This window comes from Streptomyces sp. NPDC052023, from assembly GCF_044548465.1.
Classification (GTDB): Bacteria; Actinomycetota; Actinomycetes; order Streptomycetales; family Streptomycetaceae; genus Streptomyces.
In genome coordinates this window covers 1-19,995 of the sequence record NZ_JBIUBW010000024.1, presented here as the reverse complement: position 1 = coordinate 19,995, position 19,995 = coordinate 1, and the positions used below count along the sequence as shown (strand labels likewise).

Here is a 19,995-nt window from a genome sequence, read left to right as displayed (position 1 = left end):
ACGGCTGAAATTGGCCACAGTTGTGGCGAGACCTGGATGTGAGTTCGAACCAACCGCTACTCTCCGGGAAGTTCACGGGAACCACTCGCGATGAAGTACGTGAGAGACGTAGGAGACCTGTCGGTGACGGATGGCTACCAGGTTCCGGGCGCCACGGCGACGGCCACCCTGCCGGCCGTGATCGCCCGCGTCACCGCACTGGCCGACCGGCTGGGCGTGCCGCACGCGGAGGTCTTCGACACCGCTCGGCTCTCCGTGGCCAGCGGCGTCCCCGAGTCCGTCGTCAGGGACCTGCTGCGCGGCCGCCCGGCGGGCGAGCGCGATGTGCAGGCGCGGTTCCTGCAACGCCTGGACCTGCTGCGCCGCACCCGGCTGAAACCCAACGGGCGCAAGTACACCCAGCAGGAGATCGCCGACGGCGCCGGGATGTCGCGGCAGCAGGCGGGCGCCCTCATCAACGGCGACCGCCGGCCGACCATGGAGCACTGCGACGCCATCCAGCGCTTCTTCCGGGTGCACGCCGGATTCCTCACGGCCGAGGACTCCGAGGCGCTCGCGGACGTCCTCCAGCGCACCGAGCAGGAACTGCTCCAGAAGCTCGCCGACCGGGAACGGGAGGCGGCAGCGGCGGCCGGCGACCCGCTGGAACGGCTGCTCCAGGACCACGGCGTGCGCGGGATCGCCTGGCGGGCCGCTCAACTGCCCACCGACCAGCACCGCGACAAGGTCGCCGAGTGGCTGGACATGCTCCTGGAGAGCGTCAAGCGGCCCGAGTCGTGATCCGGGAGAGAATCTGTGGGCATCGGTAAGGAAATGCGCCGTCTGTGCGGCGAGCTGGTCGCGGAGCTGACCCTGCCCGCGCCCGCGCGCCCCGCCGACCTCTACACCGCGCTGTGCGACGGGATGAGCAGACGCCGCGGCCGCCCCGTCCACTTCCGTACGGCCGCCTTCCCGGTCGGTACGGCCAGCGGGCTGTGGCTCGACATGGCCGACCAGGACCTCGTGGTCATCGAGGAACGCACCGCTCCCGAGCACCAGTTGGTGATCCTCGGGCACGAGCTGTGGCACATGAAGGCCGGGCACTGCAGCCATCACGTGGAGGGCGCCGCCGTCGCGGCGCGTTTACTCGACCACAACGCCGACCTCCAGGACACCGTCCTGAAGGTCGCCGCCCGCACCCGCTTCGACCTCGCCGACGAGAAGGAGGCGGAGAGCTTCGGGTTGCTGCTGGCGAGCAAGTGCCGCACCTGGCTGGCGGGTTCGGCGCTTCGCGGGCCCGTGCAGCGCGATCATCTGGCGGGGCGGATCGAGGCATCGCTGGGCTATATGGGGCCGCAGCACCCGTAGCGGCGACCCGCGCCTGCGCGGTCGGCCACGAGGTGGGCCGGTCCGCCACGGCCCGGCCGAAACCCCTTCACACCGGCGCGGAGCAGCGCCTTCGCGCCGCGTCACGGCGGTGTCGCGCTTCCGCTGAGCGGGCGAACCGGGGCGCCGCCGGGCCGGATTGTCAGTGGTGGACGGCAAGCTGGGGGTGCGCCGCCGAATGCGGGGGCGTACGTGCCGTCCGGGCACGTGTGGCGACGACGAGACGGGGAGAGCCGACCGATGCCCACTGCCGTACTGACCGACCGGGAACGCACCGCCGTGCAGGCCTATCTGCGCCTGCTGCACACCGTGCGAGCGGCGTTCGACACCGCGGCCGGCCCGCCGGAGGCCTGCCGGCCACCCGTCGTCCCGCCCGCCGTGCTCGCCGAGGCGGAACAGGCACTGTCGGAGGCGGGTCTGACGGGCAATGAGGAGGCGTTCTTCCGGCTGTTGCAGAGCCGCTTCCCGGAGCCCTGATCCCGCCTGGCCCCGGGCGAAGTGCGCGAGCGCCGCACGCCGTCAGGCGTGCGGCACCGTCACCGAGGTGGCCACCAGCCCCCGCTGTACCGTCCACCGGCCGTCGAAGGCGCCGACGCGGCGGCCGTCGACCACCGGGCCCGGGACGAGAAGCTCGGCGTGGAAGCGGCCCTGGCCCGCGTCTTCGGGGCCGACGGCGATGTCGATGTCGGCCTCCGTGAAGTCGAGCCACTTCCCGGTGAGCGGGAACCACGCCTTGTAGACGGACTCCTTGGCGCTGAACAGCACACGCGCCCAGTGGACGCCGGGGTGACGCGCGGTCAGCAGGCGCAGCCGCTCCTGCTCGCCCGGCAGGGCCACCACCTCCAGCACACCGGCCGGGAGGGGCGCGTGCGGTTCGGCGTCTATGCCGAGGGACGCCAGGTCGGCCTCGCGGACCAGCGCGGCGGCGCCGTAACCCTCGCAGTGGGTCATGCTGCCGACCAGCCCGGCCGGCCAGCCGGGGGCGCCACGCTCTCCGGGCAGGACGGCCTGCGGGGGCACGCCGAGTTTCTCCATGGCGCGGCGGGCGCAGGTGCGTACGAGAGCGAACTCGCGCCGTCGCTTGGCGACCGCCCGGGCGACGATCGCCACCTCCTCGGGGTACAGCGGCGCCGGCTCGCCCCCGTCGTCGCCGTGCACCTCCACGGTCACGACCGCGGCAGGCAGGAGCTCCTCGATCACGACGTCGTGTCCTCCTTCGGCAGGATGCGGCGCAGCCGGCCCGGCGGCTCCTCGCGCCCCCGCCACTCGCGCGGATAGCCCACCGACACCTCCTCGAAACGGACGCCGTCGTGCCAGGTGGTCCGTGGGATGTGGAGGTGTCCGTAGACCATCGTCTCCACCCGGAACCGCCGGTGCCAGTCGGCCGTCAGCCGCGTGCCGCACCACATGGCGAACTCGGGGTACCACAGGACCTCGGTCGGGTGACGGTCCAGCGGATAGTGGTTGACCAGCACGGTCGGCAGCTCTTCGGGGATCTCGGCGAGCCGCCGCTCGGTCTCCGCGACCCGGGCCCGGCACCAGGCCTCGCGTGTGGGATAGGGATCGGGGTGGAGCAGATGCTCGTCGCTGCACACGATCCCGGTCGAGTGCGCGTACGCCAGCCCCTCGTCCTTCGTCGTGCAGCCGGCCGGCAGGAAGGAGTAGTCGTACAGCAGGAACAGCGGCGCCACGGCGACCGGGCCGCCGGGGCCGTCCCAGACCGGGTACGGGTCCTCGGGTGTCGTCACGCCCAGCTCTCGGCACATGGCGACCAGATGCTCGTAGCGGGCGACGCCGCGCAGGGTGACGGAGTCGGACGGGTGGGTCCACAGCTCGTGGTTGCCGGGGGCCCAGATCACCTTGCGGAACCGGCCCGCGAGAGTCTGCAGCGCCCAGTGGATCCGGGACACGCTCTCCGCCACGTCCCCGGCCACCAGCAGCCAGTCGTCATCGGTGTCGGGGCGCATCTTCTCCACCAGCTCGCGGTTCTCCGCGTACCCGATGTGCAGGTCGCTGATGGCCAGCAGCTGTCCGGCACCACCGGCCGTCGATGTCACCTGTCGCCCCCTCACGATCACACGAAGGCACCACGACAACACATGCGCGCCTCGGTCGGCAAGGGCCACCGGAGTGTATTGGGAGTGTCGGGAACCCGCTCGACGGGTGGGCCCGATCGGCAATTCCGTAACCCGCACGTTGCACGCGGCGGGCCGGCGAAGCCGTATGATCGCCCCAACACCACCGCCCACAACTCCCTTCACGCAAGGGCGGTTCGGTGTCCCTCCCACCACCCCCAGGCCGGGCCGGCCTCGCTCCGCCGTGCCCGCGAACCGTGAAAGGCGGCCTGCATGGTCTCTCGCGTACGCGTCTGGCTCAACCGCACGTACGCGGAGAACGTGTTCTTCATGGATCAGCTGCGGAGAAATCCCGGCGACCGGGCGGTCGAGATCCATGCCACGCACGGCGACCCCGACTCCCCCGTCCTCGCCGCCGCCGACACCGCCGAGCTGGAGCCCGAGGGCCTCTCCCCGGCCGCGTACGTCGAGTACGCCCTGAACGTGTGTGCCCGGCGCGCGATCGACGTGTTCGTGCCGCGTCTGCACCAGGCGGCGGTCGTGGCGCATCGCGCGGAGTTCGAGGCGGCCGGTACGGCGCTGCTGGCGCCGCCGCCGGAGGCCGTGGCCGTCTTCCAGGACAAGGTGATCGCCTACGAGGCGGTCCAGGCGATCGGCGTGCCGGTGCCGCCGTGGTGGCGGGTCCGGGACGAAGGCGAACTGCTCGCCGCCGTGGAGGAGTTGGAGGCGGGCGGGCACAAGGCATGCTTCAAGCCGGCGTCCGGTGCGGGCGGGGTGGGCTTCCGTGTGATCACGCGCGCCCCCTTCTCGCTGCTGCACCTCAACGGGTTCCCCACCCCCTACGTCCAGCTGGAGCTGGTCTTGCAGGCGCTGCGGGAGGCCGACGAGCCGGTGGACTGGCTGGTGATGCCGCGGCTGGAGCAGCCGGAGGTGTCCGTGGACTGCCTCACCGGTCGGGACAACGTGGTCCGGCTGGCCGTCGGACGGACGAAGAGCGGGCGCCGTCGCGGGTTCACGCTGCACGAGCAGTTCGTGGAGCCGGCACGGCGTATCGCCGAGGGGTTCGGGCTGCACCATCTGTCCAACATCCAGTTCCGGATGTTCGGTGAGCGGCCGGTGCTGATGGACGTCAACACGCGTCCGGCCGGCGGGCTGCACCAGCTGTCGCTGTGCGGGGTCAACGCGCCGTGGGCCGCGGTACGGCTGGCCCTGGGCGACGACCCCGGGGAGATCGTGCCGCCGTTCCTCGGCCAGGACTACACGGTGGTGTCCGCTCCACGACCGCTGCGGCCGGTCTCCATTCCGCCGCAGCGGACGGCGGCGGAGCCGGCCCCCCTGCTGCCGGCCGTTCCCTCGCCGGCGCCCGTCGGGCCGACGGCACAGGTTCTGCCGCTCTAGGGGGTGCGCCGGCCGCGGTGCGGGGTGCGGGGCTCGCCGCGCCGTCCGCCGCGCCGCCGCTCCCCGGGGCCTAGTCCGGGTAGCCCCACGCCTTCGCCAACTCCAGCAGGCGGGGCGGGAGCTCCGCCGACGGGTCGGCCTCGCGGGCGGGCTGGATGCGGCCCGACTTGATCGTGCTGCTCCAGTCACCGAGCTGGGGGCGGAACCTGCCGTGGTCGCGGCTTCCGTAGTCGAGCATGCCGCTCTCCCACTCCACGCCGAGGTACGCGCACAGGCCGCGCGTCGCGTGTTCCGGCTCGGCGGTCAGGTTCTCGTAGGTGAGCACATGTGCGTCGAGGTTCCGGCGTGCCTCCTCCAGCTTCTCCGCGTAGTCCAGGACCTCGGCGTGGATGGCCGCCAGGTCGGGGTCCTCGCGGCGGTCGGTCAGGGAGGCGACGATCGCGCCCGGGTGGCGGAGCAGCAGGATGTAGCGGGCGTTCGGCCAGCATCGCTGGAGCCTCGGCCAGATGAGGGTGTTGGGCGGCGTCTTGTCGACGATGACGTCCTTGCCGCTGCGGACCAGCTCCAGGTGCAGGATGCGGTCCCACAGGACGTGTTCCAGCTCCTGCCTGTCGAGCTTCAGCTCCTGCATGGCGGCCGCGGTGAAGCTGCGGGTCAGCTGCACATGGACGGTGCGCAGATGCATCTCGTGCGGGGCGCGGACGCGGCTGTGGCTGTTGAGCAGCACCCGCAGCAGGGTCGAGCCGGAGCGCACCGAGGACAGCACGAAGACCGGCGACTCCACCAGCCGGGGGGCGCGCGGCGCGGTGAACGGGGGGTTCTTGTCCGAGCCCGGCCGGGGTGCGGGAATAGCGTCCAGGGCGCGGCGCGGTGGACTCACCGCCTGGATCATCAGCCTCCCCCGACGCCTCAGTCCCTTGCCGATCGACGACATACGCGGGTCTCGCACCGTGCCACCTCTCTCTAGCGCCGTGCCTCCGCATGTCACGGGCCGCAGGCGAACTCCAGATGTCCGAAGGGCGAACCGCCGGGGTCACGGACACCGAAATTCGGCTCATGACCTGGCGCTTCACCGCTTCCTTAAAACTTCCTAGGAGTTCCCGTCCGGGGGGAGCGCTCTACGTGAGGTACGCCAGGCCGGGATGGACGGCCGTGTAGCCGTCGACCAGCCGCCGGGCCACGCCCACCGAGTCGACCAGCGGATGCAGCGCGAAGGCCTTGACGGCCGAGGCGCGGGAGCCGGACGCGGCGGCCGACAGCACCTCGCGCTCGACCGCCTTCACCGCGCAGACCAGGCCGGTGGCGTGGTCCGGCAGCGGATCCACGGCCACCGGGTGCGCGCCGCCCGCGTCGACCAGGCACGGCACCTCGATCACCGCCTCGGAGTCGAGCACCGGGAGGGTGTGGCGGTTGCGGACGTTGAGGATCAGCGTCGTGCGCTCGTTCCGGGCGATGGCCCGCATCAGCGCGAGCGCCACCTTCTCGTAGCCGCCGGACAGGTCGTCGGCGTCGCGCTCGCCGGCGCCGGCCGTCTCCCGGTTCTCCGCCATGTAGGTGGCCTCGCGCTCGGCGCGGGTGGCGTTCCAGGCGCGCAGCGCGGAGGCGCCGGGGTCGCGCGTCTGCGCGTAGAAGCGGGCCTGCTGGTCACGGAGGAAGGCGCCCCGCGTCTGCTCGGCCTCCTGGTAGGCGCGGACGGTTTCCCGGTTGAAGTAGTAGTAGTGCAGGTACTCGTTGGGGATCGCGCCCAGCGACCTCAGCCATTCGGCGCCGAACAGCTTGCCCTCCTCGAAGGAGCCGAGCAGAGCGGGGTCGGCGAGCAGGCGCGGCAGTTCGTCGCGGCCGGCGACGCGCAGGCCGCGTACCCAGCCGAGGTGGTTGAGGCCGGCATAGTCGATCCACGCCTCGGCCGGGTCGCGCACGCCGAGTACGCGGGCGATACGGCGGCCGAGGCCGACCGGCGAGTCGCAGATGCCGATGACGCGGTCGCCGAGGTGGCGGGACATGGCCTCGGTGACCAGACCGGCCGGGTTCGTGAAGTTGATGACCCAGGCGTCGGGGGCGAGGAGGGCGACGCGGCGGGCGATGCCGTCCGCCACCGGCACGGTCCGCAGTCCGTAGGCGATGCCGCCCGCGCCCACCGTCTCCTGGCCGAGAACACCCTCCGCGAGCGCCACCCGCTCGTCGTGGGCGCGGCCCTCCAGGCCGCCGACGCGGATCGCGGAGAACACGAAGTCGGCGCCGCGCAGCGCCTCGTCGAGGTCGGTGGTCGCGGTGACCTCGGGCGCGTCGGGCACACCGGCGGCCTGCTCCGCCAGGACGCGGGTGACGGCGTGCAGCCGCCCGGCGTCCAGGTCGTGGAGCACGACGTGCGTGACCCGGCCCTCGGCGTGGTCGCCGAGGAGCGCCCCGTACACGAGCGGCACCCGGAAGCCGCCACCGCCCAGAATCGTCAGCCTCACGCCTGCACCTCTCCTGTCACGAGGGCCCACGGGACGGGTCGACGTCGTGGTTCTGCCAGCACCTGATGCACAGTACCCGTCCCCTTCGTCATCCCCACGCGGCTCCCTGCCCGGCGTCGACCACTCTCCCGGAGGGCTGCGGCGAGTACTCCACGCCATGGGCGGCGGCAACGGCACGCCGGCCGACCACTGGGCCGCCATCGAGGCCACCCCGGGTCTTCAGGGCGGCTTCATCTGGCAGTTCTGGGACCACGGCATTCTCCAGCGAGTGAGCGACGGAAGACCGGCCGGGCGCGCTGGCGCCGGGCTGTACGAGCGTGGCGTCGCCGCGTCCGGCCACCGCCGGGCGTACGGCGGACACTTCGGCGAGGTGCCCCAAGACGGCGCCTTCATCGCGGAGGGTGTGGTCCTTCCGGACCGGACGCCCGAGCCCGTGCTGTACGAGCACCGGGAGTTCGCGGCGCCGGTACGGCTGGAGTGCCTCCGGCACGAGGGCCCGGTGATCCGCAACCACCAGCACTTCCGTGGGCTGGACTGGCTGACCGCGCAGTGGCAGCTGTCCCTCGCCGACGGCCGGACACTGACCGCGCCGGCCGAACTTCCCGAGCTGCGCCCGGGCGAGACGGCGGCGGTGCCGCTGCCGTTCGCGCTGCCCGGGGACGCGGCCGAGGCCTGGCTGACACTGAACGTGACGACCGCGCGGGACGAGCCGTGGGCGCCGCGGGGCACGGTGGTGTGCCTGCCGCGGGTACGGCTGCGGGCGACCCCCGTGCAGCCCGCTCTGCCGGTGACCGGAGGCCCCGTCGAGCTCGACGCCGACGGCCTGCTGGTCCACCCCCTGCTGGTCGCCGCCCCCACGCTGTCGCTCCGGCGGGCACCGACCGGCAACGACGAGCCGGCCGGCATGGCGGACCGCCTGCGCGAGTGGGGGCTCGACACGCCCGCCCGCAAGCTGGTCGCCGTGCGCCGGGCGGCCGGGAGTGTCGGCGTGCTCGCCGAGTACGTCTGCGAGGGCGGGACCGTGCGGCACGAGCAGGTGTTCACGGCCGTCGAGGGCGGCATCCACGTCGAGGAGGCGGCGGAGCTGCCCGGCACACTGGACGACGTGGCGCGGGTCGGTTCGGTGTTCGAGACGGTGGCCGGGCTGAATCTGCTGGAGTGGTTCGGGCAGCAGCCCTGGGAGTCGTACCCGGACGGTGGCGCGGGTGCGCCGGTCGCCCGTCACTCGCTCCCCGTGGACGTGGACGAGTCGTCCACCCCCTGTCCGCGGCCGCAGGAGAGTGGCGGCCGGCCCTTCAGGCTGCCGGCGCCGGACCCCACCGGTCTCGCGGCGGAACTGAGGCGGCCCAGCCAGATCTCCGTCCACCGCCACCGTCCCGCGGACCTGGCTGCGGCCGCCCGCCACGACGCACTCGTCCCGCGCGCCGGCTGCGTCGTGCGCATCGACGCCGCCCACCGCGGCCTGGGTACCGCGTCCTGCGGGCCCGGCACCGCACCGGTGCATCTCGTCCCGGCGGGCACGCACCGCTGGGGCTGGACGCTGCGCGCGCTCTGACTCGCCTTCCCCGCTCGCCTCTCGGCTCCCCGCTCCCCCATCGGCTCACCTCCCATCCCGCCGCCCATCCCCCGCCCACGGAGCAGACGTGTGCACTTCGCCTGACCGGCAACAGGCCGAATACGCGCAGGCCGACTCCGGCCGGGGCGACTTCGCGCGCGCCGCCGCGCTGATCGCCGCCGCCGCGGGTGCCGGGCTCCCCGCCACTTCCGCGAGGCCGCCGGGCAGGACCGTTGGCGGCCGGATACGAGGAGCCGGCGCTTCCCGTTCGTCGTGGCGCCGGACACGCAGTAACTGTTCGAGGGGCCCAGCGCCGAGCCGAAGCCGGTCGAAGCCACCCCGCGGCACGCCGCGACGGACGTCGAGGGCTGCCCCGTCGTCCGCGACCCCAGCGCCCGCGCGGCCGGGCCGACCTCGCCGGGGCTGCCCTGGCTGCCCTGGCTGCCCTGGCTGCCCGGCGGCCATGTGTACGGGGGCAGTGCCGAGCAGCTCCCGAACAGGTGGCCCGGCGACGTCCCGATCGTCGAACCCGCCCTGCCCGTCTCCCAGTCCATGAACCACTGAGACTGACCTGAGGACCGTCATGACCGAGCAGCAGCTGCCCGAGTGGGCCGACCCGTCCGTCCCGCGCGCCGAACTCGACCCCCAGGGACTGTCCCGGCGCCAGCTCCTCGCCACCGCGGGCCTGTTCGGCACGACGTTCGCCCTGGGTACGGCTGCCCCCGCGGCCGCCGGTGAGCGCCGGCCGGGCGGCAGCGACCCGCGCCTGGCCTATCTCGTCGGCGACCACCACGTCCATTCCGTCTACAGCCACGACGCCAAGTACACGTTCTCCCAGCTGGCCGGGGCGGGCGCGAAGTACGGCCTGGACTGGATGGTGTTCACCGAGCACTCCAACGTCGGGCACGCCGACCTCGGCGCCGCGCTGGAGCACGAGGAGATCCGCAGGGCCCGCGCCGAGAACCCGCGCCGGCTGATCTTCCAGGGCCTGGAGTGGTACATCCCGGCCGCCGAGCACTGCACGGTCCTCACCGCCCCCGGCCCCCACGAGGTCGAGCTGCTCACCCGCTTCGAGCGCGCCTACGACGGCAAGCTGCTCGGCTGGACCGAGGGCACTCCCGGTCATGCCGACACGGCCCGTAACGAGGCACACGCGGTCAAGGCCATCCAATGGCTGGCCGAGCAGCGCCGCAGCGGGTACGTCGACGACGTCCTGGTGCTCGCCAACCACCCGATGCGCCTCGGCATCGACTCCCCGCACGAGATACGCGCCTGGCGGGACGCCGCCCCGGAGGTCATGATCGGCATGGAGGGCGCGCCCGGCGCCCAGGGCGCCGCCATCCCCGGGTGGCGCGGTGCGACCTCGATCCGCGGCGAGTACGAGAACAAGCCGTCCGCCCAGTCCTGGCCCGGCTACCCGGCCGGCGCCTATCTCACCTACGGCGGCTTCGACTGGGCGACCGCGACGGTCGGCGGCCTGTGGGACGCCATGCTCTCCGAGGGCAAGCTGTTCTCGGTCACCACCAACTCCGACGCCCACCGGGTCGTCTTCGACACCTGGAAGAACGGCGACTGGCAGCCCGGGCAGACCTTCGACAACACCGGCAGGCTGCCGGACCCGGTGAACACCGGCACCCCGCAGCCGGGCAGCGACTTCTGGCCCGGTCAGTTCAGCCGCACCCACGTCGGCGTGACCCGCTACGGCTACCGGGCGGTGATGGCGGGCCTGCGCGCCGGCCGGGTCTGGCTCGACCACGGGCATCTGCTCGACGGCCTGGAGGTGCGCCTGCGGCGCGACCGCGACCAGTCCCGGGGCGTGACGCTGGGCGGCCGGCTGCGGGTCCGCAAGGGCGAGCGGCTCACCCTGTACGTCACGGTGACCACGGCCTCGCGCCACAACCCGGCCGGGATCCTGCCCCAGTTGGCGCACGTCGACGTCGTCCGGGGCGCGGTGCGCGGCCCGGCCGCCGACCGGGACAGCTGGCGCGCGCCCGGCACCCGGGTCGTGCACACCAGGGAGGTGGGCGGCCGCAAGGGGACGTACACCCTGCGCATTCCGCTCACCGCCGGGGACGAGTCGTTCTACGTCCGGCTGCGCGGCAGCGACGGCAAGCGGCACGGCGCCGGTTACCTGGGGGCGTCCGTCGACCCGCACGGGCCGATCACCCACGCGCCGGGCGACGGTGACCCGTGGGCGGACACGTGGTTCTACTCCAACCCGATCTTCATCGACGTGACAGAGTCCCGATGAGACGTCAACCGCCGTGCTCCGTCGCGTAGCCGGCGGCTTTCGGACCGGGACCCAGGACTGACGGAGCCCGGTCCGGCGTACGCCGGCACTCTCGGAGACGGCCTGCGCCCTCGACGGGCAGGCCGCCGACGCAACCGAGACGCCTCGCCGATGTACGCCTCGAACACCGGGCCGACCCGCTGCCGCCCAGGCCGAGATGCCGAGCATGTCCGCGTTCATCGCTTGAACTCCGCTGCCCCGTAAGGACTTTCCCCCGCTGCACCTCTTGACGGCCGCGATGCCCGGGAGCACATTGTCCGCGCACCCCTTGTCTGAGAGCGCTCTCAAACACCCCCACTCCCGTACCGAGAGGCACCCCATGAGTGAAACCTCCGGCACTCCCCGCAGACGCGGACCCCACCGGCGGGCGCTCGTCGCCCTCCTGAGCACGCTGGGTCTCGCCGGGCTCGCCGCCACGGCCGTGACGCCGAGCGCGACCGCCGCCGCCCCGCCGCCCCCGTCGGGCTGGACGCAGGTCTTCGCCGACGACTTCGACGGGGCCGCAGGCTCCGGCGTCAACACCGCCAACTGGCAGTACGCCACCGGGAAGGGCTACCCGGGCGGCCCCTCCAACTGGGGCACCGGCGAGATCGAGACGATGACGTCCAGCACCAGCAACGTCTCCCTCGACGGCAGCGGCAACCTCCGTATCACCCCGCGCCGCGACGCGGCCGGCAACTGGACGTCGGGCCGCATCGAGACCAACCGCACCGACTTCCAGCCCCCGGCAGGGGGCAAACTGCGCGTCGAGGCGCGCATCCAGATGCCCAACGTCACCGGCGCCGCCGCCCGCGGCTACTGGCCGGCCTTCTGGATGCTGGGCGCCCCGTTCCGCGGCAACTACTGGAACTGGCCGGGCGTCGGGGAGCTGGACATCCTGGAGAACGTCCAGGGCCTCAACACCGTCTGGGCGACGATGCACTGCGGCACCTCACCCGGCGGCCCGTGCAACGAGACCACCGGCATCGGCGGTTCGGCCCCCTGCCCCGGCTCCACCTGCCAGTCCGGCTTCCACACGTACCGCATGGAGTGGGACCGCTCCAGCAGCGTCGAGGAGATCCGCTTCTTCGTCGACAGCACACACTTCCACACCGTGCGGGAGAACCAGGTCGACGCGGCCACCTGGACGAACGCCACGGACCACGGCTTCTTCATCATCCTCAACGTGGCGATGGGCGGCGGCTTCGTGGACGCCTTCGGGGGCGGCCCCGACGCGGCCACGGTGCCGGGCCACCCGATGGTCGTCGACTACGTCCAGGTGCTGTCCCAGGGGGGCGGCACAACACCTCCCCCGACCGGCAACCGCGACGCCTACGGCACCATCCAGGCCGAGTCCCACGACGGGCAGTCCGGCACGATGACGGAGGGGACCTCCGACACGGGCGGCGGGCAGAACATCGGCGCGCTGGCCAATGGCGACTGGGCGCTGTACCGGGGCGTCAACTTCGGCTCCTCACCGGCCAGGCAGTTCAGCGCCCGGGTCGCGAGCGGCGCCGGCTCCGGTGTGAGCGGGCTGGTCGAGGTCCGCCTGGACAGCCGCAGCAGCGCGCCCGTCGGCAGCTTCGCGGTCGGCAACACCGGCGGCTGGCAGTCCTGGCGCACGGTTCCCGCGAACATCTCCGCCGTGACGGGCACCCACGACGTCTATCTGACCTTCACCAGCGGCCAGCCGGCCGACTTCGTGAACGTGAACTGGTTCACCTTCGGCCGCTGACGGCGGCACCAGGAAGGGGCCGGGGCGGCGACGTCCCGGCCCGCGGCCGTGCCTGGCCGCCGCTGAGCCCGCCAAGGGCTGGCGCAGCTCCGCCCGGAAGGCCGCCGGCGTCCGGTCCGTGTGCTGCTGGAAGAACTTGGAGAAGTTGGCCGCGTCCGGGAAGCCGACCGCCGCGCCGACGCGGCCTATGGGCAGGTCGGTGTGGGCGAGGAGGCGCTTGGCCTCCAGGACGACGCGTCTGTCGATGAACGCCTTGGGCGTGTCGCCGGTGGCGGCGCCGACCGCGCGGACGAGGGTGCGGCGGGAGTAACCGAGGGCGTCGGCGTAGGCGCTGACACTGTGGTTGGTGGCGAAGTCCCGCTCGACCGCCTCCCGGAAGAGCGTGAACGTGGTGTCCGTCTGCTGCGCCGCCGCTGCCGCCGAGCCGGCCGCCAGATGGGACAGCCGCAGCAGGAACGCGCTGAGGGAGTGGCGCAGGACCGCCGTGTGCAGGCTCAGGGGGAGCGTCGCCGCGTCCTCGTACTCACGTTGCAGATGGGCGAGGGAGGCGCACAGGGCCGCGAGCTGGGTGGCGTCGGGGCGCAGCAGGGGCGGGAGGTCGTAGCGGTACAGGCCGGTGGCCTCGACCGTGGCCCTCGGAAGGAAGCCGGGCTGCATGGTGAGGACCGTTCCGCGGTACTCGCTCGTGGCCGTGAAGCGGTGCACCTGCCCCGGGCGGATCCACAGCACGTCGCCGGCCTTCGCCTCGTACTCGGTGAAGTCGACCATGTGCCGTACGGGTCCGCCGCCGAAGACCATCACGGCATGGAAGTCGATGCGGTGGATGCGATCCAGTGGAACGTCCGAGTGCCAGTCCCGGCCGGGGTCCATCGTGCCGACCTGCATGCCGACGCCGCAGACGGTCTGCTCGACCGGGAAGGCGAACGTCCGGATGCCCTCCCCCGCACCACCACCTTGGATAGATCTGTCCGCCATGTCCTTCTCGTGTCACCTCGTCGCCGTGGGCGTGTCCCACTTTCACCACAGGCTGACACACCCCAACCTTCCCGCCAAAAAGTCAGACTTTTAAGGTCGAACGCGTCCTACCAGCTGGAACGCTGGTTTCGATGACCTTTTGAAGAGGACGGCTTACAGATGAGCACGCAGACACCCGACGGGCCCGGCGGCTTCGAGTGGACCGACCTCGACCGGCGGGCCGTCGACACCGCACGTCTGCTGGCGGCCGATGCCGTGCAGCAGGTGGGCAACGGCCACCCCGGAACCGCGATGAGCCTCGCCCCGGCGGCGTACACCATCTTTCAGAAAGTGATGCGGCACGACCCGGCCGACCCGGAGTGGCCCGGCCGCGACCGCTTCGTCCTCTCCCCGGGGCACACCTCGCTCACCCTCTACACCCAGCTCCACCTCGCCGGGTACGAACTGGGGATCGACGACCTGAAGGCCTTCCGCACCCACGGCTCCAGGACCCCCGGCCACCCGGAGTACGGGCACACCGCCGGCGTCGAGACCACCACCGGGCCGCTCGGGCAGGGTGCCGCCAACGCCGTCGGCATGGCCATGGCCGCCCGCTACGAGCGCGGCCTGTTCGACCCGGACGCGCCCGAGGGCACCTCCCCCTTCGACCACACCATCTGGGCGATCGTGTCCGACGGCGACCTTCAGGAGGGCGTCAGCGCCGAGGCCTCGTCGCTGGCGGGCCATCAGAAGCTGGGCAACCTCGTCTTCCTCTACGACGACAACCACATCTCCATCGAGGGCGACACCGCGACCGCGTTCTCCGAGGACGTGATCGAGCGCTACCGGGCCTACGGCTGGCACACCCAGCGGGTCGAGCCCGCCCCGAACGGCGACATCGACGTCCAGGCGCTGTACGCGGCGCTGCGGGCGGCGCGGGCCGAGACCGGGCGTCCCTCCCTCGTCGCGATGCGCACGATCATCGCCTGGCCCGCTCCGAACGCGCAGAACACCGAGGCATCGCACGGCTCTGCGCTGGGCGCGGACGAGGTCGCCGCCACCAAGCGGGTGCTGGGCTTCGACCCCGAGCGCAGCTTCGAGGTCGCCGGGGAGGTGCTCGCCCACACCCGCCGGGCTCTCGAGCGGGGTGCCGAGGCACACGCCGCGTGGGACCGGCGGATCGCGGCCTGGCGGGAGGCCGAGCCGGAGCGGGCCGCCGAGTTCGACCGCGTCAGCAAGGGCGAGCTGCCCGTGGGCTGGGAGCAGAAGCTGCCCGTCTTCGAGACGGGCCGCCCGGTCGCTACGCGTGCCGCGTCGGGCAAGGTGCTCCAGGCGCTCGGCCCGGTGATCCCCGAGCTGTGGGGCGGCTCGGCCGACCTGGCCGGCTCGAACAACACCACCATCGACAAGGCCTCGTCCTTCCTGCCGCGGGGCAATCCGCTGCCGGAGGCCGACCCGTACGGCCGTACGATCCACTTCGGCATCCGCGAGTTCTCGATGGCGGCGGCGATGAACGGCATCGCCCTGCACGGCAACACCCGCGTCTACGGCGGCACGTTCCTGGTCTTCTCCGACTACATGCGCAACGCCGTACGCATGTCGGCGCTGATGCAACTGCCGGTGACCTACGTGTGGACCCACGACTCCATCGGCCTCGGCGAGGACGGGCCGACGCACCAGCCCGTCGAGCACCTCGCCGCCCTGCGCGCGATCCCGGGGCTGAACGTCGTCCGTCCGGCCGACGCCAACGAGACGGCCGTCGCCTGGGCCGAGATCCTGCGCCGGCACACCACGAACCCGGCACCGCACGGCCTCGCCCTCACCCGGCAGGCGGTACCGGTGTACGAGAGGAACGAGGACGCGGCGCGCGGCGGTTATGTGCTGTTCGAGGCCGAGGGAGGCACGCCCCAGGTCGTCCTCATCGCCACCGGCTCCGAGGTGCAGCTGGCCGTCGAGGCGCGCGAGCGGCTCCAGGAGGCCGGTGTGCCGGCCCGGGTGGTCTCGATGCCGTCCGTGGAGTGGTTCGAGGAGCAGCCGCGCGAGTACCGCGAGCAGGTGCTTCCGCCGTCCGTGAAGGCGCGTGTCGCTGTCGAGGCGGGGGTGGGCCTGACGTGGTACCGCTTCGTAGGTGACGCAGGACGCATCGTCTCCCTCGAACACTTCGGCGCCTCGGCCGACGCCAGGACCCTGTTCGCCGAGTTCGGCTTCACCGCCGAGAACGTCGTCGCAGCAGCCAGGGAATCGCTCGCTGCCGCGCGTGGTTGATCCGATCGCAAGAAAGAAGATGATCACTGTGACCGAAGCATCCGCCACCGCGGGAGCACTCAAGCGCCTGTCCGACGAGGGCGTGTCGATCTGGCTGGACGACCTCTCGCGCGAGCGGATCACGTCCGGAAACCTCGCCGAACTCGTCGCCACCAGCCACGTCGTGGGCGTCACCACCAACCCGTCCATCTTCCAGGCCGCCATCGGCTCCGGCGAGGGGTACGAGGAGCAGCTCGCCGACCTCGCCGTGCGGGGCGTCACGGTCGACGAGGCGGTGCGCATGATGACCACCGCCGACGTCCGGGCCGCCGCCGACATCCTGCGGCCGGTGTACGAGGCCACCGGCGGCCGGGACGGCCGGGTCTCCATCGAGGTCGACCCGCGCCTCGCGCACGACACCCGCGCCACCGTCGCCGAGGCCCGGCAGCTCGCCTGGCTCGTCGACCGGCCCAACGTGATGATCAAGATCCCGGCGACGAAGGCCGGCCTCCCGGCGATCACCGAGGTGATCGGCGCCGGGATCAGCGTCAACGTCACGCTGATCTTCTCGCTGGAGCGGTACCGGGAGGTCATGGACGCCTACCAGGCCGGCCTGGAGAAGGCGCGGGCGGCGGGGATCGACCTGGCCGGCATCCACTCCGTCGCGTCCTTCTTCGTCTCCCGCGTCGACAGCGAGATCGACAAGCGCCTGACCGTGCTGGGCACGAAGGAGGCGCTGGCGCTGAAGGGGCGGGCGGCGCTCGCCAACGCGCGGCTCGCCTACGCGGCGTACGAGGAGGTCTTCTCGGCAGGCCGGTGGACCGTCCTGGCCGGGTCGCGGGCGAACAGGCAGCGCCCGCTGTGGGCCTCCACCGGTGTGAAGGACCCGGCATACAAGGACACCCTGTATGTGGAGGACCTGGTCGCACCCGGCACGGTCAACACCATGCCGGAGGCCACGCTGCGTGCCACCGCCGACCACGGCCACATCCACGGCGACACCGTGAGCGGCGGCTACGCGCAGGCGCGGGCCGACCTGGCGGCCGTGGAGCGGCTGGGGATCTCCTACGACGAGGTGGTGCGGCAGCTGGAGGACGAGGGGGTCGCCAAGTTCGAGGTGGCCTGGCAGGAGCTGCTGGATGCCGTGACGAAGTCGCTGACCGGTAAGGGAGTTGACGGGGAATGAGCACCGAACCGAACACTGGGGAGCATGTCGCCGGGGAGGCGTCCGCGCCGGCCGGCCCGTCCCCCGACTGGAGCAACCCGCTGCGCGACGCGCGGGACCGTCGCCTGCCCCGGATCGCCGGCCCCTCGGGGCTGGTCATCTTCGGCGTCACGGGTGACCTGTCCCGCAAGAAGCTGATGCCGGCCGTCTACGACCTGGCCAACCGGGGCCTGCTGCCGCCGGGCTTCTCGCTCGTCGGATTCGCCCGCCGGGACTGGGCGGACCAGGACTTCGCGGAGGTCGTGCACGACGCGGTACGCGAGCACGCGCGGACGCCGTTCCGTGAGGAGGTCTGGCAGCAGCTGGCCGAGGGCATGCGGTTCGTGCCGGGCGACTTCGACGACGACGACGCGTTCAAGCAGCTGCGCTCGGCCGTCGACGAGCTGGACGCCTCCCGGGGCACCAGCGGCAACTACGCCTTCTACCTCTCCGTGCCGCCGAAGTTCTTCCCCAAGGTCGTCCAGCAGCTGAAGAAGCACGGGCTGGCGGACGCTCCGCAGGGCTCGTGGCGGCGGGCGGTGATCGAGAAGCCGTTCGGCCACGACCTGAAGTCGGCCCGGGAACTCAACACGATCGTGCACGACGTGTTCGACCCGGAGCAGGTCTTCCGGATCGACCACTACCTGGGCAAGGAGACCGTCCAGAACATCCTGGCGCTGCGCTTCGCCAACCAGATGTTCGAGCCGATCTGGAACCGGTCCTTCGTCGACCATGTGCAGATCACGATGGCCGAGGACATCGGCATCGGCGGCCGGGCCGGCTACTACGACGGCATCGGCTCGGCGCGTGACGTGATCCAGAACCACCTCCTGCAGCTGATGGCCCTCACCGCGATGGAGGAACCCGCCTCCTTCGACGCGTCCTCGCTGCTGATGGAGAAGCTGAAGGTGCTCAAGGCGGTGAAGCTGCCCGAGGACCTCGGCCGGCACACCGTGCGCGCCCAGTACACGGCGGCCTGGCAGGGCGGCGAGAAGGTGCGCGGCTATCTGGAGGAGGAGGGCATCGACGCGGCGTCCACCACGGACACCTATGCCGCGATCAAGCTCAACGTCGACAACCGCCGCTGGGCGGGCGTCCCCTTCTACCTGCGCACCGGCAAGCGCCTCGGCCGCCGGGTCACGGAGATCGCGGTGGTCTTCCAGCGGGCGCCGCACTCCCCCTTCGACTCCACGGCCACCGAGGAGCTCGGCAAGAACGCGATCGTGATCCGCGTCCAGCCGGACGAGGGCATGACGGTCCGGTTCGGCTCGAAGGTGCCGGGCACGTCGATGGAGATCCGGGACGTGACGATGGACTTCGCCTACGGCGAGTCCTTCACCGAGTCGAGTCCCGAGGCGTACGAGCGGCTCATCCTCGACGTCCTCCTGGGTGACGCCAATTTGTTCCCCCGTCACCAGGAAGTGGAAGAGTCCTGGAAGATCCTCGACCCGATCGAGGGGTACTGGGCCGCACACGGCAGCCCCGCGCGCTACGTCGCGGGCAGCTGGGGTCCCGCGGAAGCCGACGAGATGCTCGCACGAGACGGACGGAGCTGGCGCAGGCCATGAAGATCGACCTGACCGACACCACGGCAAGCAAGATCAACAAGGCGCTGGTGCAGGGTCGCCGTGCCATCGGCACACCGGCCGTGGGCATGGTCCTGACGATGGTCATCGTCACGGACGAGGAGAACGCCTACGACGCCATCAAGGCGGCCGAGGAGGCCTCGCACGAGCACCCCTCGCGCACCCTGGTCGTCATCAAACGGCACGCCCGCTCCCCGCGCGACCGCACGCAGTCCCGGCTGGACGCCGAGGTGCGCGTCGGCTCCGAGGCGGGCACCGGCGAGACGGTCGTGCTGCGTACCTACGGCGAGGTGTCCGACCACGCCGACTCCGTGGTGCTGCCGCTGCTCCTGCCGGACGCGCCGGTCGTCGTGTGGTGGCCGGTGGACGCGCCCGAGAGGCCCGCCAAGGACCCGCTCGGCGCCCTCGCCCAGCGCCGGATCACCGACATGTACGCCGTCGAGGCCCCGCTGGCCGCGCTGGACGCCCGTGCCCGGTCCTACGCGCCCGGCGACACCGACCTCGCCTGGACCCGCCTCACCCCCTGGCGCTCGATGCTGGCGGCGGCCCTGGACCAGGCCCGGCTGCGGATCACCTCGGCGGCCGTGGAGAGCGAGGCCGACAACCCCAGCGCCGAGCTGCTGGCCCGCTGGCTGGAGGCCCGTCTGCACGTCGCCGTCGACCGGGTGGAGACCGCGGGCCCCGTGGTGACCGGCGTCCGGCTGGGCACGGAAAGCGGTGAGATCGTCATCGACCGGCCCGAGGGCCCGCTGGCCACGCTGTCCCTGCCGGGCCAGCCGCCGCGCACCCTGGCGCTGAAGGTGCGCCCCACGTCCGAACTGATCGCCGAGGAGCTCCGGCGCCTCGACGCCGACGAGATGTACGCCGTCGCCCTGCAGGGCGAGGGCATCACCAAGGAGAAGCTCTCTCATGTCTGACACCCCTCTGCTGACGCGGCGGCCCGAGTGGACGGCGCTGGAGGATCACCGCGCCGAGTGGAAGGCCCACCTGCGGGAGCTGTTCGAGTCCGATCCCGGCCGTGCGGAGCGGTACGTCGTCACCGTCGGCGATCTTCGTATCGACTACTCCAAGCACCTCGTCACCGACGAGACGCTGGCCCTGCTCCAGGAGCTGGCGGCCGCGACGGATGTCTTCGGGCTGCGGGACGCGAT

At 72.2% G+C, this 19,995-nt stretch carries 14 protein-coding genes and 3 pseudogenes; 12 read left to right on the top strand and 5 right to left on the bottom strand.

Annotated elements, in window-relative coordinates; genetic code table 11:
• Window positions 1-123: 123 nt before the first annotated feature.
• From ACIHCM_RS32665 to ACIHCM_RS32655, 3 genes are all read left to right on the top strand, one after another.
• Entirely contained in the window at window positions 124-780 is a 657-nt protein-coding gene (locus tag ACIHCM_RS32665; RefSeq protein WP_399904184.1) for a helix-turn-helix domain-containing protein, read from the top strand.
• 33 nt (window positions 781-813) lie between these two features.
• The gene (locus ACIHCM_RS32660) at window positions 814-1,347 is read left to right on the top strand and encodes a toxin-antitoxin system, toxin component (protein WP_399904181.1); all 534 of its coding nucleotides are present in this window, start codon (window positions 814-816) and stop codon (window positions 1,345-1,347) included.
• Between the two features lie 258 nt (window positions 1,348-1,605).
• The gene (locus ACIHCM_RS32655; RefSeq protein WP_399903971.1) at window positions 1,606-1,842 is read left to right on the top strand and encodes a hypothetical protein; all 237 of its coding nucleotides are present in this window, start codon (window positions 1,606-1,608) and stop codon (window positions 1,840-1,842) included.
• 42 nt (window positions 1,843-1,884) lie between these two features.
• Here ACIHCM_RS32655 and ACIHCM_RS32650 read toward each other — a convergent pair whose 3' ends face one another.
• Window positions 1,885-2,565 carry a 4'-phosphopantetheinyl transferase gene (locus ACIHCM_RS32650; RefSeq protein ID WP_399903969.1) on the bottom strand — a complete coding sequence of 227 codons (681 nt, stop codon included), beginning with the start codon at window positions 2,563-2,565 and terminating at the stop codon, window positions 1,885-1,887.
• The gene (locus tag ACIHCM_RS32645; RefSeq protein WP_399903966.1) at window positions 2,562-3,422 is read right to left on the bottom strand and encodes a metallophosphoesterase family protein; all 861 of its coding nucleotides are present in this window, start codon (window positions 3,420-3,422) and stop codon (window positions 2,562-2,564) included. Before ACIHCM_RS32645 ends, ACIHCM_RS32650 begins: the two co-directional genes overlap by 4 nt.
• A gap of 291 nt (window positions 3,423-3,713) precedes the next feature.
• Between ACIHCM_RS32645 and ACIHCM_RS32640 the strand changes: the two genes are divergently transcribed.
• The gene (locus ACIHCM_RS32640) at window positions 3,714-4,838 is read left to right on the top strand and encodes an ATP-grasp domain-containing protein (protein ID WP_399903963.1); all 1,125 of its coding nucleotides are present in this window, start codon (window positions 3,714-3,716) and stop codon (window positions 4,836-4,838) included.
• Between the two features lie 70 nt (window positions 4,839-4,908).
• Here ACIHCM_RS32640 and ACIHCM_RS32635 read toward each other — a convergent pair whose 3' ends face one another.
• Both ACIHCM_RS32635 and ACIHCM_RS32630 read right to left on the bottom strand, forming a co-directional pair.
• A complete protein-coding gene (locus ACIHCM_RS32635) occupies window positions 4,909-5,772 on the bottom strand; it encodes a sulfotransferase family protein (RefSeq protein WP_399904178.1) in 864 nt (287 codons plus the stop codon).
• Between the two features lie 184 nt (window positions 5,773-5,956).
• Window positions 5,957-7,297: a 6-phospho-beta-glucosidase gene (locus ACIHCM_RS32630; protein ID WP_399903960.1), complete on the bottom strand. Its 1,341-nt coding sequence runs from the start codon at window positions 7,295-7,297 to the stop codon at window positions 5,957-5,959.
• A gap of 151 nt (window positions 7,298-7,448) precedes the next feature.
• Here ACIHCM_RS32630 and ACIHCM_RS32625 point away from each other — a divergent pair.
• From ACIHCM_RS32625 to ACIHCM_RS32615, 3 genes and pseudogenes are all read left to right on the top strand, one after another.
• Window positions 7,449-8,852 (top strand): annotated as a pseudogene (locus tag ACIHCM_RS32625) (beta-galactosidase domain 4-containing protein); the annotation flags it as partial.
• Between the two features lie 583 nt (window positions 8,853-9,435).
• Window positions 9,436-11,103 (top strand): PHP domain-containing protein, encoded by a 1,668-nt coding sequence (locus tag ACIHCM_RS32620; RefSeq protein ID WP_399903957.1) that lies wholly within the window; start codon window positions 9,436-9,438, stop codon window positions 11,101-11,103.
• A gap of 358 nt (window positions 11,104-11,461) precedes the next feature.
• On the top strand, window positions 11,462-12,856 hold the full coding sequence (locus tag ACIHCM_RS32615; protein WP_399903954.1) for a glycoside hydrolase family 16 protein: 1,395 nt from the start codon (window positions 11,462-11,464) through the stop codon (window positions 12,854-12,856).
• 81 nt (window positions 12,857-12,937) lie between these two features.
• On the opposite strand, the pseudogene ACIHCM_RS32610 reads toward ACIHCM_RS32615, so the two are convergent.
• Window positions 12,938-13,831, bottom strand: a pseudogene (locus tag ACIHCM_RS32610) (helix-turn-helix domain-containing protein); the annotation flags it as partial.
• A gap of 159 nt (window positions 13,832-13,990) precedes the next feature.
• On the opposite strand from ACIHCM_RS32610, the gene tkt reads away from it, so the two are divergent.
• The 5 genes and pseudogenes from tkt to ACIHCM_RS32585 form a co-directional block, all read left to right on the top strand.
• On the top strand, window positions 13,991-16,075 hold the full coding sequence (tkt, locus tag ACIHCM_RS32605) for a transketolase (RefSeq protein ID WP_399903951.1): 2,085 nt from the start codon (window positions 13,991-13,993) through the stop codon (window positions 16,073-16,075).
• Window positions 16,076-16,094: 19 nt separating this feature from the next.
• Complete coding sequence (gene tal / locus ACIHCM_RS32600) at window positions 16,095-17,240, top strand: transaldolase (protein ID WP_399903949.1); 1,146 nt, start codon at window positions 16,095-16,097, stop codon at window positions 17,238-17,240.
• On the top strand, window positions 17,237-18,826 hold the full coding sequence (gene zwf / locus ACIHCM_RS32595; protein ID WP_399903947.1) for a glucose-6-phosphate dehydrogenase: 1,590 nt from the start codon (window positions 17,237-17,239) through the stop codon (window positions 18,824-18,826). The genes tal and zwf overlap by 4 nt, the downstream gene beginning before the upstream one ends.
• Complete coding sequence (opcA, locus tag ACIHCM_RS32590) at window positions 18,823-19,761, top strand: glucose-6-phosphate dehydrogenase assembly protein OpcA (protein WP_399903944.1); 939 nt, start codon at window positions 18,823-18,825, stop codon at window positions 19,759-19,761. The genes zwf and opcA overlap by 4 nt, the downstream gene beginning before the upstream one ends.
• Window positions 19,754-19,995 (top strand): annotated as a pseudogene (locus ACIHCM_RS32585) (glucose-6-phosphate isomerase); the annotation flags it as partial. The gene opcA and the pseudogene ACIHCM_RS32585, both read left to right, overlap by 8 nt.

What these genes read in the sequence shown, in the direction of transcription:
- tkt (WP_399903951.1), top strand. Translation starts at nt 13,991, where the DNA reads ATGAGCACGCAGACACCCGACGGGCCCGGCGGCTTCGAGTGGACCGAC.
- zwf (WP_399903947.1), top strand. Translation starts at nt 17,237, where the DNA reads ATGAGCACCGAACCGAACACTGGGGAGCATGTCGCCGGGGAGGCGTCC.
- ACIHCM_RS32655 (WP_399903971.1), top strand. Translation starts at nt 1,606, where the DNA reads ATGCCCACTGCCGTACTGACCGACCGGGAACGCACCGCCGTGCAGGCC.
- ACIHCM_RS32635 (WP_399904178.1), bottom strand. Translation starts at nt 5,772, where the DNA reads ATGTCGTCGATCGGCAAGGGACTGAGGCGTCGGGGGAGGCTGATGATC.
- ACIHCM_RS32620 (WP_399903957.1), top strand. Translation starts at nt 9,436, where the DNA reads ATGACCGAGCAGCAGCTGCCCGAGTGGGCCGACCCGTCCGTCCCGCGC.
- ACIHCM_RS32615 (WP_399903954.1), top strand. Translation starts at nt 11,462, where the DNA reads ATGAGTGAAACCTCCGGCACTCCCCGCAGACGCGGACCCCACCGGCGG.
- ACIHCM_RS32640 (WP_399903963.1), top strand. Translation starts at nt 3,714, where the DNA reads ATGGTCTCTCGCGTACGCGTCTGGCTCAACCGCACGTACGCGGAGAAC.
- opcA (WP_399903944.1), top strand. Translation starts at nt 18,823, where the DNA reads ATGAAGATCGACCTGACCGACACCACGGCAAGCAAGATCAACAAGGCG.
- ACIHCM_RS32660 (WP_399904181.1), top strand. Translation starts at nt 814, where the DNA reads ATGCGCCGTCTGTGCGGCGAGCTGGTCGCGGAGCTGACCCTGCCCGCG.
- tal (WP_399903949.1), top strand. Translation starts at nt 16,095, where the DNA reads ATGATCACTGTGACCGAAGCATCCGCCACCGCGGGAGCACTCAAGCGC.